Source organism: Peribacillus aracenensis (genome assembly GCF_025175645.1).
Taxonomy (GTDB): domain Bacteria; phylum Bacillota; class Bacilli; order Bacillales; family DSM-1321; genus Peribacillus; species Peribacillus aracenensis.
In genome coordinates this window covers 38,078-53,618 of the sequence record NZ_JANZMJ010000011.1, presented here as the reverse complement: position 1 = coordinate 53,618, position 15,541 = coordinate 38,078, and the positions used below count along the sequence as shown (strand labels likewise).

General features: G+C 40.0%; 18 protein-coding genes and 1 pseudogene. 14 read left to right on the top strand and 5 right to left on the bottom strand.

Annotated features, from left to right (window positions below):
• Nucleotides 1-15 precede the first annotated feature (15 nt).
• A complete protein-coding gene (locus tag N0M92_RS13025) occupies nucleotides 16-159 on the bottom strand; it encodes a small acid-soluble spore protein P (RefSeq protein ID WP_083450736.1) in 144 nt (47 codons plus the stop codon).
• A gap of 113 nt (nucleotides 160-272) precedes the next feature.
• Here N0M92_RS13025 and N0M92_RS13020 point away from each other — a divergent pair, with 113 nt between their 5' ends.
• A complete protein-coding gene (locus N0M92_RS13020) occupies nucleotides 273-536 on the top strand; it encodes a hypothetical protein (RefSeq protein WP_048678629.1) in 264 nt (87 codons plus the stop codon).
• Between the two features lie 141 nt (nucleotides 537-677).
• Here the strand turns inward: N0M92_RS13020 and sspO are convergent, their stop codons facing one another.
• A complete protein-coding gene (gene sspO / locus N0M92_RS13015) occupies nucleotides 678-830 on the bottom strand; it encodes a small acid-soluble spore protein O (RefSeq protein WP_260286141.1) in 153 nt (50 codons plus the stop codon).
• A 385-nt stretch (nucleotides 831-1,215) separates the two neighbouring features.
• On the opposite strand from sspO, the gene acnA reads away from it, so the two are divergent.
• The 7 genes from acnA (at nucleotide 1,216) to N0M92_RS12980 (ending at nucleotide 6,718) form a co-directional block, all read left to right on the top strand.
• The gene (gene acnA / locus N0M92_RS13010) at nucleotides 1,216-3,927 is read left to right on the top strand and encodes an aconitate hydratase AcnA (RefSeq protein ID WP_260286140.1); all 2,712 of its coding nucleotides are present in this window, start codon (nucleotides 1,216-1,218) and stop codon (nucleotides 3,925-3,927) included.
• Nucleotides 3,928-4,134: 207 nt separating this feature from the next.
• Nucleotides 4,135-4,668, top strand: coding sequence for a TlpA disulfide reductase family protein (locus N0M92_RS13005; RefSeq protein ID WP_260286139.1), 534 nt, complete (start codon nucleotides 4,135-4,137; stop codon nucleotides 4,666-4,668).
• A 421-nt stretch (nucleotides 4,669-5,089) separates the two neighbouring features.
• Nucleotides 5,090-5,218, top strand: a complete 129-nt coding sequence (locus tag N0M92_RS13000) for an FbpB family small basic protein (protein ID WP_192204573.1) — start codon at nucleotides 5,090-5,092, stop codon at nucleotides 5,216-5,218.
• 138 nt (nucleotides 5,219-5,356) lie between these two features.
• Nucleotides 5,357-5,500 (top strand): acid-soluble spore protein N, encoded by a 144-nt coding sequence (locus N0M92_RS12995; protein ID WP_057275900.1) that lies wholly within the window; start codon nucleotides 5,357-5,359, stop codon nucleotides 5,498-5,500.
• Nucleotides 5,501-5,564: 64 nt separating this feature from the next.
• Nucleotides 5,565-5,810, top strand: coding sequence for a small acid-soluble spore protein Tlp (tlp, locus tag N0M92_RS12990; RefSeq protein WP_260286137.1), 246 nt, complete (start codon nucleotides 5,565-5,567; stop codon nucleotides 5,808-5,810).
• Nucleotides 5,811-5,967: 157 nt separating this feature from the next.
• Nucleotides 5,968-6,399, top strand: coding sequence for an acyl-CoA thioesterase (locus tag N0M92_RS12985; protein ID WP_260286136.1), 432 nt, complete (start codon nucleotides 5,968-5,970; stop codon nucleotides 6,397-6,399).
• A gap of 25 nt (nucleotides 6,400-6,424) precedes the next feature.
• Nucleotides 6,425-6,718, top strand: coding sequence for a hypothetical protein (locus N0M92_RS12980; protein ID WP_230302657.1), 294 nt, complete (start codon nucleotides 6,425-6,427; stop codon nucleotides 6,716-6,718).
• Between the two features lie 37 nt (nucleotides 6,719-6,755).
• On the opposite strand, the gene N0M92_RS12975 is transcribed toward N0M92_RS12980, so the two are convergent.
• The gene (locus tag N0M92_RS12975) at nucleotides 6,756-7,052 is read right to left on the bottom strand and encodes a HesB/YadR/YfhF family protein (protein ID WP_098371891.1); all 297 of its coding nucleotides are present in this window, start codon (nucleotides 7,050-7,052) and stop codon (nucleotides 6,756-6,758) included.
• Nucleotides 7,053-7,142: 90 nt separating this feature from the next.
• On the opposite strand from N0M92_RS12975, the gene N0M92_RS12970 reads away from it, so the two are divergent.
• On the top strand, nucleotides 7,143-7,631 hold the full coding sequence (locus N0M92_RS12970) for an NUDIX hydrolase (RefSeq protein WP_260286135.1): 489 nt from the start codon (nucleotides 7,143-7,145) through the stop codon (nucleotides 7,629-7,631).
• A gap of 378 nt (nucleotides 7,632-8,009) precedes the next feature.
• On the opposite strand, the gene N0M92_RS12965 is transcribed toward N0M92_RS12970, so the two are convergent.
• A complete protein-coding gene (locus N0M92_RS12965) occupies nucleotides 8,010-8,153 on the bottom strand; it encodes a YycC family protein (RefSeq protein WP_098371894.1) in 144 nt (47 codons plus the stop codon).
• 123 nt (nucleotides 8,154-8,276) lie between these two features.
• Here N0M92_RS12965 and N0M92_RS12960 point away from each other — a divergent pair.
• Both N0M92_RS12960 and N0M92_RS12955 read left to right on the top strand, forming a co-directional pair.
• Nucleotides 8,277-8,607, top strand: a pseudogene (locus N0M92_RS12960) (methyl-accepting chemotaxis protein); the annotation flags it as partial.
• Between the two features lie 101 nt (nucleotides 8,608-8,708).
• Nucleotides 8,709-8,888 carry a hypothetical protein gene (locus N0M92_RS12955; protein ID WP_260286134.1) on the top strand — a complete coding sequence of 60 codons (180 nt, stop codon included), beginning with the start codon at nucleotides 8,709-8,711 and terminating at the stop codon, nucleotides 8,886-8,888.
• Nucleotides 8,889-8,943: 55 nt separating this feature from the next.
• On the opposite strand, the gene plsY is transcribed toward N0M92_RS12955, so the two are convergent.
• Nucleotides 8,944-9,531: a glycerol-3-phosphate 1-O-acyltransferase PlsY gene (plsY, locus tag N0M92_RS12950; protein WP_260286133.1), complete on the bottom strand. Its 588-nt coding sequence runs from the start codon at nucleotides 9,529-9,531 to the stop codon at nucleotides 8,944-8,946.
• 490 nt (nucleotides 9,532-10,021) lie between these two features.
• On the opposite strand from plsY, the gene N0M92_RS12945 reads away from it, so the two are divergent.
• From N0M92_RS12945 to parC, 3 genes are all read left to right on the top strand, one after another.
• Nucleotides 10,022-10,432: a CoA-binding protein gene (locus N0M92_RS12945; protein ID WP_098371897.1), complete on the top strand. Its 411-nt coding sequence runs from the start codon at nucleotides 10,022-10,024 to the stop codon at nucleotides 10,430-10,432.
• A gap of 383 nt (nucleotides 10,433-10,815) precedes the next feature.
• On the top strand, nucleotides 10,816-12,801 hold the full coding sequence (parE, locus tag N0M92_RS12940) for a DNA topoisomerase IV subunit B (protein WP_141994290.1): 1,986 nt from the start codon (nucleotides 10,816-10,818) through the stop codon (nucleotides 12,799-12,801).
• Nucleotides 12,791-15,235, top strand: a complete 2,445-nt coding sequence (gene parC / locus N0M92_RS12935) for a DNA topoisomerase IV subunit A (protein ID WP_098371899.1) — start codon at nucleotides 12,791-12,793, stop codon at nucleotides 15,233-15,235. The genes parE and parC overlap by 11 nt, the downstream gene beginning before the upstream one ends.
• Nucleotides 15,236-15,541 lie beyond the last annotated feature (306 nt).

The following is a 15,541-nucleotide window of genomic DNA, read 5'->3' as shown; positions in this document are numbered from 1 at the left end:
AATTATTTAAGCAGCCTACATATCATGACTGCTATTGTGCTTCTGACGGGAGTGCTGTCTATTTTTCACCTTATGAGAACCGCTTAACGGTGCAGGCTGACCTGGGTTATTTCCTTTAGGTGCATTTTTTCGAATATCTTTACCATCGTTTTTGTTCATGTGCGATCCCTCCTATCTCTTAAGATAATCAGTCCGTGAAATTTTATTCACATACATATATTTGCAAACCTCGTACATGCTATGGATGGACACTAAATAAGGAGCTGAACCAAATGCAGGATAAACAAGATAAGCGAAGGACTTTCCAGGAAGCCCAGCAAAGTTATCAACAAGTATTTGATGTATACTCATCGATTGAGAAGAGCGCACCGAATTACGGAACGGAATTGAAACATGTGAAGCAGGAAGTGAACGAGGCCTATCAGCAAATACAATCTGCACTAGTCACCGCTTCCGAACACCAGAAAGAACAATTGAAAAAATTCGAACAGGATATTCAGGCAATCGTCAATGAGGTCAATTCAGAGGACTATTGAGTGGCAGGTTCCATCATCGTGAGTATTTCGCGTTTCACTTATGCGTTTCCTGATTTTAGAATGGAATAGGCTTTTTGAAAAATGCAGTACATCTGCCATTTCAAAAAGCCTATCCGATTTAAAGCCTAGAAATGAGGGAAATCATTGGTTTTTCTTTCTTTTTTTATTATTTTGCCTTTGCATTTCCGATAATGGCGGTTCATTTCCCAGTTCATCATTGTAACCTGCTCCATTACCTTGCGCTTTTGCAGCATTCATACCTGGAATAACATGATTTGACTTTTGTTTTGTCATTTCGACACCTCCACCCATAGAATGCGATAATGTTGAATGATTATGTATGAAGTACTAATATGTTTTGCTGGAATAATTTATCAGGCTGCAAATTGGGGTATTTTCAATAAAATGCATATGGGCAAGGCTTCCTAAATGCATTTTAATATGTGGGGAATTTTTTTCTATAAGAGAAACTTATCAAAAACAATAACTTTCTTGTTATTTACTTATACTCATTTCTATATTAGTATTAAGTTGAAGGAAGAGTTAGGGTGGGAGAAGAGAGAGAAAATTCGACAAACTAACTTTTTTACTTATATTTATAGTAAACATGGTTTCAGTGAACCAGGTTTTACTTTTATGTGCAGAATAAGTTCTGACAGTTTAATAGGGGGTAATATTCATGACGAAAAATGACGTATACCAAGCGCGTAAGTCCTTTGAGATTGATGGGCAACGCTACAACTACTACAGCTTAGACGCTATTGAAAAAGCAGGGGACGGCAAAGTATCACGCCTTCCATATTCCATTAAAGTATTACTTGAAGCGGTACTTCGCCAAGTGGACGGAAGAGTAATCACAAAAGAACACGTTGCGAACCTTGCTAAATGGGGAACAAGCGAGCAACAAGATATAGATGTTCCGTTCAAACCATCACGTGTAATCCTTCAAGATTTCACTGGTGTTCCAGTTGTTGTTGACTTAGCTTCTTTACGTAATGCTTTCGCAGCACTTGGTGGGGACCCTGACAAAATCAACCCGGAAATCCCGGTTGACCTTGTAATTGACCACTCTGTACAAGTTGATAAAGCAGGTACAATGGATTCCCTTGATGCCAATATGGATCTTGAATTCGAACGTAATGCAGAGCGTTACCAGTTCCTAAGCTGGGCTCAAAAATCATTCAACAACTATCGTGCAGTTCCACCGGCAACTGGTATCGTTCACCAAGTCAACCTAGAGTACCTTGCAAACGTGGTTCATGCTGTTGAAACTCCAAACGGCGACTTCGAAGTATTCCCTGATTCTGTTTTCGGTACAGATTCACATACTACAATGATCAACGGTATTGGTGTTCTTGGTTGGGGTGTCGGCGGTATCGAAGCAGAAGCAGGCATGCTTGGACAGCCTTCTTACTTCCCAGTTCCAAAAGTGGTTGGTGTTAAACTGACTGGCGAACTTCCTAAAGGTACAACGGCTACTGACCTTGCATTGAAAGTAACACAAGTTCTTCGTGCACACGGCGTAGTTGGTAAATTCGTTGAGTTCTACGGCCCAGGAGTAGGATACCTTCCACTTGCTGACCGTGCAACAATCGCTAACATGGCTCCAGAATACGGTGCTACAGTTGGTTTCTTCCCTGTTGATGCAGAAGCGATCGATTACATGCGCTTAACAGGCCGTGATGAAAAACAAATTAAAGTGGTTGAATCATACTGCAAAGAAAATGGATTGTTCTACTCTCCTGAAAACGAAGATCCAGCATACAATGATGTTGTGGAAATCGACCTTTCAGCAATTGAACCAAACCTTTCAGGCCCTAAACGCCCGCAAGATTTGATTCCACTTTCTCAAATGAAAAAATCTTTCCATGACGCTATCAATGCACCTATGGGCAACCAAGGTTTCGGCATGGACAATTCTGAATTGGATAAAGAAGTAACTGTTAAATTTGCCGATGGTAAAGAAACGGTAATGAAAACAGGTGCGATTGCAATTGCTGCAATCACAAGCTGTACGAACACTTCTAACCCATATGTAATGCTTGGAGCGGGTCTTATTGCTAAAAAAGCAGTTGAAAAAGGCCTAACTGTTCCAGATTATGTAAAAACATCATTGGCACCAGGTTCTAAAGTTGTTACTGGCTACCTTCGTGATGCTGGTCTTCAACCATACCTTGACCAATTAGGATTCAACGTGGTTGGTTACGGTTGTACTACATGTATCGGTAACTCAGGTCCATTGGCTGACGAAATCGAAGCAGCTGTTGCTGATGCAGATCTACTGGTAACATCAGTGCTTTCAGGTAACCGTAACTTTGAAGGGCGTATTCACCCACTTGTGAAAGCAAACTATCTAGCTTCTCCTACTTTGGTTGTAGCTTATGCTCTTGCTGGAACTGTGGACTTTGATCTAAACAACGATTCACTTGGTAAAGACAAAGACGGTAACGATGTATACCTTGCTGACATCTGGCCTTCACAAGAAGAAGTTAACGCTGCTGTTAAATCAACAGTTACACCTGAGTTATTCCGTAAAGAATACGAAACAGTATTCAACGATAACAAACGTTGGAACGAAATCCAAACTAGCAACGAAGCGATTTATGCTTTCGATTCTAAATCAACATACATTCAAAATCCTCCATTCTTTGAAGGATTATCACCAGAACCTGGTTCAGTTAACCCACTTTCCGGTTTGCGTGTAGTTGGTAAATTCGGTGACTCAGTTACAACTGACCACATTTCTCCTGCAGGTGCAATCGGTAAAGATACACCAGCTGGTATCTACCTTCGTGAAAACGGTGTGAAACCGCGTGACTTTAACTCTTACGGTTCTCGTCGTGGTAACCATGAAGCGATGATGCGCGGAACGTTCGCAAACATCCGTATCCGTAACCAAGTTGCTCCAGGTACAGAAGGTGGATTCACAACTTACTGGCCAACAGGCGATGTAATGGCTATCTATGATGCTTGTATGAAATATAAAGCTGATGGCACAGGTCTTGCAGTCATCGCTGGTAAAGACTATGGTATGGGAAGCTCTCGTGACTGGGCTGCGAAAGGTACTAACCTTCTTGGCATCAAAACAGTCATCGCTGAAAGCTTTGAACGTATTCACCGTTCTAACCTTGCATTGATGGGTGTTCTTCCACTTCAATTCAAAGAAGGCGAAAACGCTGAAACGCTTGGATTGACTGGTAAAGAAGCGATCGCAGTTAAAATCGACGAAACAGTTAAACCTCGTGATATCGTAACAGTTACAGCTACTGATGAAGCTGGAAACGTAAAAGAATTTGATGTGCTTGTTCGTTTCGATTCCGAAATCGAAATCGACTACTACCGTCACGGTGGTATCCTTCAAATGGTATTACGTAATAAATTAAAAGGCTAATTTCAGCTTTTAGGAAGCGGTAAACCTACTTGTCAGGTTTACCGCTTTTTTGTGTGTCAAGTTTTTGAAACAAAGCGATATCATGATATGATTTGAATGAATTACACTTTTCCGGATGTCCTTTTATTGTTAAGATGGAATAGGGAAGTTGTTCTATTTCTGGGAATGGACTAATATTTGTATTGTAATGGGACTAGGAGGACGAGTATGCTTAAAAAAATTATTGCTTCGGTGGCCTTACTATCACTTATTACGGTAGCGATCGTGCAGGCAATGGATAATGAACCGAAGGGAAATGACGAAAAAGATGCTTTGGGCGGATTGGAAATTGGAGCTAAAGCACCGAATTTCTCCCTGAAAACTTTGGATGGGAAACAAGTTGAATTATCTGATTATAAGGGTAAAAAGGTAATGTTGAATTTTTGGGCAACGTGGTGTCCGCCTTGCAAGAAGGAAATGCCGGATATGGAGAAATATGCGCAGCAAGCTGGTGATGATGTGGTCGTCCTAGCCGTCAATATTGACCCCGAAAACGATGTACAAGCATTTGTAGAGGATAATGGAATTACTTTTACAATTCCTCTGGACAGTCAAAGTGCCAAGAATCCAGTGAATGAGCGTTACAGGATTCTTAGCATTCCAACAACTTACTTCATAGACAAAGAAGGCATTATCAGGAATAAGGTAATTTCAGCCATGCAACTTAAAGATATGGAACGAAATATAAATAGTATGCAGTAGTATGCAGTAAGAGAAACTTTATGAAGTACTTTCAGAATGGAAGAAATTAGCGTCACTTGGCACAGGCGGCGGTAAGGGAGCAGATATCTGAAAAACAACGGGAACGTTTTTTCAAAACAAAAAGGTGGGTCAATTGGCTTTTTACCGAAATTAGACTACAGTTGGACGGGACCTTTATGAGGTTCCGTTTTATCGTATGTTAACAAAGTTGTCAAAATTTAATTAGAAAATCTAAAAATTTAAAAAATTATGGTTATTATTTATGGAAAAAGGGTTAAAGTATAAAGAGTGGAGAAATGGAACTTAATCGGATTTAAAAATCTGATAATTATGACAATTTTAAGGACGGAAACCATATAGTCATAATTTTACGTTAATTTGGCAATACTGAATAGTATATTAAAATAAGTAGGTGAAAAGCATGAAAAAAAGAAAAAGGACATTTGAAGAATTAATAAAAGAAAACAAAAAGGAATTATTGATGGACGTTAAACAAATGGAGAGAATTGAGGAACGTCTTGAAAAAAAACATATGCAAAAGGCTGAATAAGTTTTGCAAGATATATTAAAAAGAGCCAGTGCCATTAAGGTCCCTTCAAAGTGCTGGCTCTTTTTTCATGGCTTTTTCAAAAACTGGCATTCATGAATTTCCTCTTTTTTATCCATGATAAGAGAAGGAGGCGATAGAATGGGTAATCCAAAAAAAGATTCCAAACACTTTAGACCGAGCCATTTAGGGACACAACCAATAGCAGCGGGTGGGAATAACGGTAAGAAAATGCAGGACAAATCCGGGAAACATCCTCAGGTCATTCAAACTAAAGGCGAATAATCAAGTTATACTAAAGTGATCGTAATAATATTATGTAAATAAAAAATCATGAGGTGAAAATATAATGGGCTCAAATAAACACAATCAGGATAACCGTTTGGATAATGTTGAAAAAATTCAGGATGCAATTCAAAATACAGAAGAAAACATAACCGCTGCAAATGAAACGTTATCATTCTCTTCAGGTGTGGAGAAACAGGCAATTGAGGCCAAAAATGACCGAAGAAGAAAGAGCATTGAAGGAATGAAGGAAGAAATGCAAGATGAGCAAGAAGCACGGGAAAGCGGTTATAGTAACGATAATATGTAAACAACTAAGTAAAGGGGAGAAAGAGGCGCAAAATCTTTCTCCTCTTTATTTTTAGTTTTTCATGGCAGGGGCAGTCAATCAAGACAGCTTAAATGAAAATTGCGCATTTGTTATGGTAGAATGTTTATTGCAATAGAAATGAAAGTGGGGAAACAAAATGTTCATAGCTGAAAACGAAATTGAAGTGCGGTATGCAGAGACAGATCAAATGGGTGTTGTTTACCATGCGAATTATTTGATATGGATGGAACTGGGCAGGACAAAGTTGATAAATGATTTAGGATTTCATTATGCTGATATGGAAGCGGATGGCATCATCTCACCTGTTATGGATATTCAGGCTTCGTATAAAACCCCGGTTAGATATGGTGATAAGGTAAAAGTTAAAACCTGGATTGAAAAGTATGACGGCTTACGGGTCATTTATGGGTATGAGATCGTTAATGGGAAAAATGAAGTGGCGGCTACAGGTCATTCTTCTCACGTATGCGTTAAAAAGGAGAGCTTCCGCCCAATATCCATTAAACGCATGTATCCTGAATGGCATGAGGCCTATGAGAAAAATAAAAAGCAGGATGAATTGGATTAATAATATTTATTGAGGTGATCAAGAAATGGCTTTTGGGATTAAACGGGGAGACGTAGTAGCCTGGAAGCAGAAAATAGATCAAGGTCAAATAGCTTTTTTAACTCATTATTGGCTGGATGACCGATTTCCTGGCTGCAAGACGGTTACTAAAGTGGGATGCAAAGATTTACTGCGTTTATCGGAGTGGGGTAAGAAATACGGTCTAAAAAAAGAATGGATTCACCACAGGAAGGATGGCTATTCTCATTTCGATCTTTTAGGGGACAAGCAAGCGGAAATTTTAAGGGCGGAAGATATAAAAGAGCGCCTGCTCGATTGAACAAGAAAAAACAGCAGTTAACACCGCTGCTTTATTGTCAGGCACTTTTTTCATAATGGAATTCTGGTTCAGTCAGTTTTTCATTAAAAGTAATGAGTAAATCATGATCATCAAAGTACCATAAATCTTTTTCTTCTACATAAAAATTAATTTCATTCATAGTTGTTACTGCTGCTGCTGTTTCAGGTTCTTCTTGCATGATACCTAATGAAAAGCCGCTTTGGACGGTACTATGCCCGCCATATCTTACATAAAAGCGCAAATGAGAGCCTTCTTGAAGCCCCAGCTCATCAATATACCACTTGGCTGCTTGATCGGAAATGGTCAGTTTCATACTAATTCTCCTTCCTAGAGGTTCGTTATTAAAGTATAAAGTAATTATGAAATAGATGCGAATAATGTGCGTTTCAGAAAGGAAACAACCATGGATATTATATATAATATTTGTTTCATAACTCGAAAAAGATCCAACGAAGTTGAAGTGTTGATGCTATTTCGCCAAAAGAATCCGAATAGGCATAAATGGAATGGTATAGGTGGGAAAATAGAACAAGGTGAAACCATCGATGAATCGATGGAACGGGAAATTCTTGAAGAAACTGGATTGAAGGTAAAGGGGATGGCCTTTCGAGGGATCGTGACATGGAATCAGACGGGCGGAATGTATGTTTACCGAGCTGAAGATGCTGGGGGCAGACTATCTGCCTGTGATGAAGGGGAACTTGCCTGGAAGCCATTTAAATGGGTTTTGGAGTCAAATGAAGTTGTGTCCAACATAAAGCATTATCTAAAAGATATATTACAGGATGAACCATCACTACAATTTGCCTGTACCTATGAAAATGAACACTTAATATCAGTCAAAAAGAAGCCATTGCCTGATTTTGCAAAAGAATTGATTTTTACCAATTGAAAACCGCCCAAGTGCGGTTTTTTGCCTATTTTGATGCCTGGAATATTCGGGGAATTGGTATAGGGTAAGCAAAATACGGAAAATTTTAAAGCTAAAAGCAAAATACCATCTGGAGATGCTGATTTGTGGAAACGGAGCTGCAAAAGGGAGTACGGAGATGAGATGTTTCGAACAGCTCAAACTGATGGTTAATTACATTATAAAAGATAGCGGCAGGTTTCCTTAGAAGGGCTGAAAAGGAAATATTTATACGGCGAAATTGGGTATTGCTCAGTTCAAAATCAATGGGCAGGATGGAGCGCCTTTGAAGATATACTCCGAAAGGCCGTTTCGCACACATATGAGTACGCACAAAAATAGCTGCAGATTCCTCTGCAGCTATTTTGTATTTTCTTTTGCTTCTGCTTCGGCAAGCTTTCTCAGCAAGACGGGTGTAGGCATATGCATGATTTGCTCTAAAGGCAAATTTAGTGACTTGGATAACTTTAATGCGGTTTCCGGTGATATTTGCAATGGTTTCATGGCACTTTCTCCTAACGGTATTTAATAGTTAGTTCCAGTGTAGCCTCTGTTCTACAATTATTCAATCCTTACTTGACCATTCATCCATTGCTTCCGTTAAGTAATGGATAGAAAGCGGTCAATATGTCAAAATGCAGAGCGCAACGCGCGCTGAACAATCACTTTGTTCCAAAACATTGGCTGAAGAGGGGCAGAATCTTATGCAGAGATCCTAACGGAAAAGATACAAACCTTGTTATCTTCATGAAAAATGTTGAAGAAAATCTCGTTTTATTAAACCAGTTTTTCCTAAGCATTACCGAGTTTGTTAAGCTTGTACAGGGTTTAGACTACCAGGCAAATTTACTATCATTGAACTCAGCCATCAAGGCGCCACGTGCAGGCGAACATGATGGATTTGCAGTTGTTTCAAATGAGGTCAGGAAACTTGCAGAACAGACTAAAAAAACGATAGCTGAAATAGATGCAATCGTGCAAACATCAAATAAATAAATGAAAGATTTTGTTGATTCCATCCCAAGGGTCAAGGAAGCGGTACAAGCAGGAGAGAAAGAATTGGAGTCAAGAGAAAATATTTTTAATGAAATGATCGGGGTTATCAAAGGGAATATAACCGATTCTGCAGAAAAGGAAATGGGAATTCAGGGATTAGTGTCAAACATTCCGGAAATCGGAAACGATACTGAAAAGGTTTCAAGGCATGCCGGTATCCTGAATCCTGAAAAACACGGCTAATGAATTGCAGAATGGAAAATAGGCCCATGCATAAGGGCCTATTTTCACTTTGATCTTACAACCACTTTACCTTCGGTTCAGTTTTATCGATAATTCGCTTGATGTTTGCGCGATGCCGATAAAAAATGAAGATCGTTATTAAACTGATTACAATAATGAGCGCCGGATCATCAATATGGAAAACTAAACTGTAGATGAGAGCAAGAAGACAAGCAATCATGGATGAAAGCGAGACATATTTGGATATGTATAAGGATATAAAGAAAATGATGACGGCAAAGACAAAAAACCAAGGTTCATAAGCAAGAATGACACCAGCAGAAGTTGCCACCGCTTTTCCGCCCCGAAAATTTGCAAAAATGGGAAACATATGACCGATGACCGCAATAACTCCGGCTAGCAATAAATGCATGTCCACGCCTAGCATATACGGCAGATAAGTTGCTAGGGTACCCTTAAGTATATCCATGATAGTAACGGTTAGCCCTGCCTTGACACCAAGTGTCCTGAAGGTATTTGTCCCGCCCAGATTTTTACTGCCATGCTCCCGGATGTCGATTTTGTAAAATGTTTTACCAATTATTAAACCGGAAGGAATCGAGCCGATCAGGTAGGCAGCCAGTATAGTGATAAATGTAAGCATTCTATTACCCTTTCTTTTAAGAAAAATCTTCTTTTTTTATCACGTTTAAGGGTCGATTAATCCCTTTTTCAAAAATAAACGTGTAGAAATAGCTAAAAACAGCCTTAAAATACCTGTTAAGCTTCTCTTATTGTAACATTTTCGTGACAAAATGGTACGGTTGTCCAAAAAAAATCCATTAAAAAAATGAATATTCCTTGATGAACTTACATCTTTTGATATACGTTAAGTTCATGAAGGGTGAAAGGTTTAGCCTTCCTTATTTTCGTCAATATAAATGAAGGATGCCTCTTTGTATAAATTGTTACAATACGTGGTAGTCTGTATGAACATAAGAAAGTTAAGTGAGTCATGCCTTTTCGAAACTTTTTCTTTCTTGTATAATGGTTTTTCTTAATAATGGTAATAAACAGCTTTTGTCTGTAGATACCTTTGTTAGGAATACTCTTTAGTCAAATATTACATTTTATTATAAAGGGGATTGAAATGAATGATAGAAAATCCGAGCAGGGAAGAAATGGGTAAGATGTTAAAAAAATCTAAGCGCATCGCTGTCGTTGGTTTATCTAATAACCCTGAGCGTACTTCTTATATGGTATCAAAGGCCATGCAGGAAAGCGGATATGAAATCATCCCGGTAAACCCTGCTATATCTGAAGTGCTGGGTGTAAAGGCAGTTAAAGCTCTGAAAGATATTGAAGGGCACGTCGATATCGTCAATGTTTTCCGCCGTTCAGAGTTCCTACCGGAGATAGCCAAGGAATTTGCAGAAATCGATGCAGATATCTTTTGGGCGCAGCTTGGGGTGGAAAATGAAGAAGCCTATAATTTTTTGAAAGAAAAAGGATATACTGTCATCATGAATCGATGCATAAAAGTCGAACACGCCCTTACCAAGTAATATGAAGAGCGGAACTTCCGCTCTTTTTTTAGGCATTGCTGTATCTTAATCGTAGAAAAAACTAAAAGGCAGCCATAGCGGGCACCGAGCGATCGGTAAATTTGGGCCATTAAAGCTTAATTTGATTAAAATAATAAAAGTATATTTGCCAAATGAAAAATTACCGCTACAATTAGAATGGTAGCTATGATACGTTTTGTTCCACACAAATGTGCAAACGCTAATAAAAAGGATAAATAATAGAACACTTGTTCTTTGTTCGGGAAAGTATTATACTTTTTATATGATATTAACGTATTAATGAATTTGTTAAGCTAGTGAGTCATTTCATTGCAGTATGATTTGGCCCGGAAATTGTGTTTAGTAAGGAAAGGGGAATTTCTGTGGCAAAGAAAGTAAAAACAATCGAGTACAATGATGATGCAATTCAGGTACTGGAAGGACTCGAAGCGGTCAGAAAACGTCCCGGTATGTATATCGGCAGTACTGATGCACGCGGACTTCATCATTTAGTGTACGAGATTGTAGATAACTCCGTAGATGAGGCTTTAGCTGGATATGGAGACCAAATAAGTGTGAAAATACATAAAGATAACAGTGTAAGTGTGTCGGATAAAGGGCGCGGAATGCCTATTGGCATGCATAAATTAGGTAAACCGACGCCTGAAGTCATTTTGACGATTCTTCATGCTGGAGGGAAATTTGGACAAGGCGGATATAAAACGAGTGGAGGGCTTCATGGAGTAGGTGCTTCGGTCGTTAACGCGTTGTCTGAATGGCTTGTCGTGACGATCAAAAGGGACGGGTTCATTTACGAACAACGTTTTTTCAATGGCGGAAAGCCAGAAACCACATTGGAGAAAATCGGTAAAACGAATCAAGCTGGGACCAAAATCCACTTCAAGCCCGATCCAAAAATATTTTCGGTGACGACTTTTAATTATGATATCTTATGTGAACGTCTTCGCGAATCGGCTTTTCTTTTAAAAGGCATGAAGATAGAATTGACGGATGAGCGTAACGACCATAATGAAATTTTTCACTATGAAAATGGAATTGAAGCGTTTGTTGATTATTTAAATGAAGAAAAAGAGACCCTTCATAGTGTAGTCAGCTTGGAAGGGGAACAAAATGGGATAGAGGTCGAACTCGCCTTTCAATTCAATGATGGTTATTCAGAAAATATTTTAAGCTTTGTAAATAACGTTCGTACAAAAGACGGAGGCACCCATGAGATTGGTGCAAAAACGGCCATGACAAGGGCATTTAATGATTATGCCAGAAAAATGGGGCTCTTAAAGGAAAAAGATAAAAACCTCGAAGGTACCGATATACGTGAAGGCTTGTCTTCAATCATTTCAGTACGTATCCCTGAAGAACTTCTTCAATTCGAAGGACAAACCAAGAGCAAGCTTGGAACCAGTGAAGCCCGTTCTGCAGTCGATTCCATCGTATCAGAGCACTTAGCCTACTTTTTTGAAGAAGATCCGACAACGAGTACCCTATTGGTTAAAAAAGCGATTAAAGCGTTCCAAGCAAGGGAAGCCGCACGCAAAGCTCGTGAGGACGCAAGAAGCGGGAAGAAACGGAAGAAATCCGATGCCATCCTTTCTGGGAAATTAACACCAGCTCAATCGAAAAATCCCGAACGGAATGAATTGTATCTTGTAGAAGGGGACTCTGCTGGGGGATCCGCTAAACAAGGCCGGGATCGCCGTTTCCAAGCAGTACTGCCATTACGGGGTAAAGTTATCAATACGGAAAAGGCGAAACTAGCCGATATTTTTAAAAACGAGGAAATAAATACGATCATCCATGCCATCGGCGGAGGTGTCGGGGCGGAGTTCAACACGCCGGACACTAACTATGATAAAGTGATCATCATGACTGATGCCGATACGGATGGTGCCCATATCCAAGTGCTGCTGCTGACTTTCTTTTATCGCTATATGAAGCCGTTAATAGAGTCAGGGAAGGTTTACATTGCCTTGCCCCCTTTATATAAAGTGAGCAAAGGGACCGGGAAGAAAGAAGTCATTGAATATGCATGGAGTGACGAAGAACTTCAGGGAGCGATAGACAAGGTGGGGAAAGGCTATATGATTCAGCGCTATAAAGGGCTGGGTGAGATGAATGCCGACCAATTATGGGATACCACCATGAACCCGGAAACAAGGACATTGATACGTGTGAAGATCGATGATGGTGCCCGTGCAGAAAGACGTGTGACAACGTTGATGGGAGATAAGGTTGAACCGCGTCGTAAGTGGATTGAAGCCAATGTCGCTTTTGGTCTCGAAGAGGAATCGAATATTTTAGATAATGAAAATATGTCGATTGAAGAGGAGGTCATTAACGATGGTATTTGAAGAAACGTTTCGAGATTTGCCGCTTGAAGAGGTAATTGGTGACCGCTTCGGGCGTTATAGTAAATATATTATCCAAGACCGGGCACTTCCGGATGCTAGGGACGGCTTAAAACCGGTGCAGCGCAGGATATTGTATGCGATGCATGTCGAAGGAAATACCCAGGAAAAAGGATTCAGGAAATCCGCAAAAACGGTCGGTAATGTAATTGGTAACTATCACCCTCACGGAGATTCGTCCGTTTATGAGGCAATGGTTCGGATGAGCCAAGACTGGAAGCTGCGGAAGGTCATGGTCCAAATGCACGGAAACAATGGCAGTATCGATGGTGATCCTCCTGCTGCGATGCGGTATACGGAAGCAAGGCTTTCATCGATTGCCTCCGAGATGCTGCGGGATATAGAAAAAAGGACGGTCGATTTCGTACCGAACTTTGATGATACATCGGAAGAGCCCATTGTATTACCTGCAATGTTCCCTAACCTGCTTGTAAACGGCTCTACAGGAATTTCAGCCGGCTATGCCACTGAAATCCCGCCACATCAACTTGGTGAAGTCATTGATGCTGCCATTATGCGAATCGATAAACCGGAAGCGACAGTCGCTGATTTAATGACGGTCATTAAAGGGCCGGATTTTCCTACTGGCGGTATCATTCAAGGAATTGAAGGCATTCGTAAGGCTTATGAAACAGGTAAAGGGAAAATAATCATTCGCGGGTTGGCGGAAGTGGAAACGATTCGGGGCGGCAAGCAGCAAATCGTCATCACTGAAATCCCATATGAAGTCAATAAAGCAAACCTTGTCAAGAAGATGGATGAGTTCCGTCTAGACCGGAAAGTGGAAGGCATTGCCGAAGTAAGGGATGAAACCGACCGTACAGGACTGCGCATTGTCATTGAACTGAAAAAAGAAGCAGATGCAAATGGAGTCCTGCATTATTTATACAAAAATTCCGATCTCCAAATCGCTTACAATTTCAATATGGTTGCGATCTATAAAAAACGGCCAACATTGATGAGCCTGCCTAAAATGCTCGATGCATATATCGAACACCGTAAAGAGGTAATCGTGAACCGTTCACGTTATGAGTTGCAAAAGGCACATGACAGGGCACATATCGTCGATGGTTTAGTGAAGGCTTTATCCATATTAGATGAGGTCATCGCTGTCATCCGGGCATCTAAAGACAAACGGAATGCTAAAGATAACCTCATTGCTAAATTCGCTTTTACAGAAGCGCAAGCTGAAGCCATTGTCTCCTTGCAATTATATAGGCTGACAAATACGGATATTACAGCACTTGAAGCAGAGGCAGCGGAATTGAAGAACAAAATAGAGGAATTGACAAAGATTCTTGGCAGTGAAAAAGTTCTTCTTCAAGTAATTAAAAAAGAACTTAGATTCATTAAAAAGGGCTTTGATGACGGACGGCGTTCCAAAATCGAAAAAGAAATTGAAGAAATCAAAATCAATCTTGAAGTCTTGATTGCTAGTGAAGACGTGATGGTTACCGTGACGAAAGAAGGCTATGTCAAACGGACATCGTTACGATCATATGCAGCATCAGGAGGTCTTGATTTTGGCATGAAGGATTCCGACCGCCTGCTCCAGAGGCTGGAGATGAATACAACAGATGTCCTGTTGCTGTTCACATCCAAAGGGAACTACCTATACTGTCCAGTTCATCAGCTTCCTGATATTCGCTGGAAGGAAACCGGTCAGCATATCGCGAACATCATTCCAATCGACAGGGAAGAACAAATCATAAAAGCGATTCCAATCAAAGATTTTACCATGCCGGAATTCTTAGTGTTCATCACGAAAAATGGTATGGTGAAAAAGACAGAATTAGCTTCTTATAAAGCCCAGCGTCATTCAAAACCGCTGGTTGGTGTCAATTTAAAAGGTGACGATGAACTGGTCGATGTCCACCATACCGATGGCCAGGCTGACCTTTTCCTAGTTACTCATAACGGATACGGTTTATGGTTTGATGAAGAAGAAGTAAGTGTTGTCGGTGTCCGGGCAGCGGGAGTCAAAGGGATTAATTTGAAAGAAGATGACTATGTCATTGGCGGAAAGGTTTTGGCCAAGGATAGTAAAGAATCGATCTTTATCGTTACACAGCGCGGGGCCATAAAGAAAATGAAATTAACCGAGTTTGAAAAAACGAGCCGGGCAAAACGCGGTGTCGTGGTCTTGAGGGAATTGAAATCGAATCCTCATAGGGTCATTGGTTTCGATATCATTAACAAAACCGACAGTCTATTCATTCTTTCTGAAAAGGGAACCATTGAAACGATTCATGCCGCTTCATTAAAAAATCATGATCGGTATACGAATGGGTCATTTGTTTTTGATGAAACGGTTAGTGGGAAAGCGAAAGAATTATGGAAAATATCATTGGAAGATGACTCCGCCATAGAGCAGTGAATCATTTTTTGAACGGGATGCTAATCTTATCAGCATCCCGTTTATTTTCCTTTAAATGACTAGTCATATCCTTCCAGAAAAAAATCCGCACCTGCCCCGCACTACAAGTTGATTTCTTTTACGAATTTAATCAATCAATTCAAAAATGACTTATTGAGTCAAATTTAAATTCAAGTATTATGAACCGAATATTATTAAGAGGACAGCAAATAATTCAATTTTGAATTTTACCATTCATTGAATCCATGAAACATAACGATTTATTTTTGGCACACTCCTTGCATATTGTTTAGTATGACTTCTTTA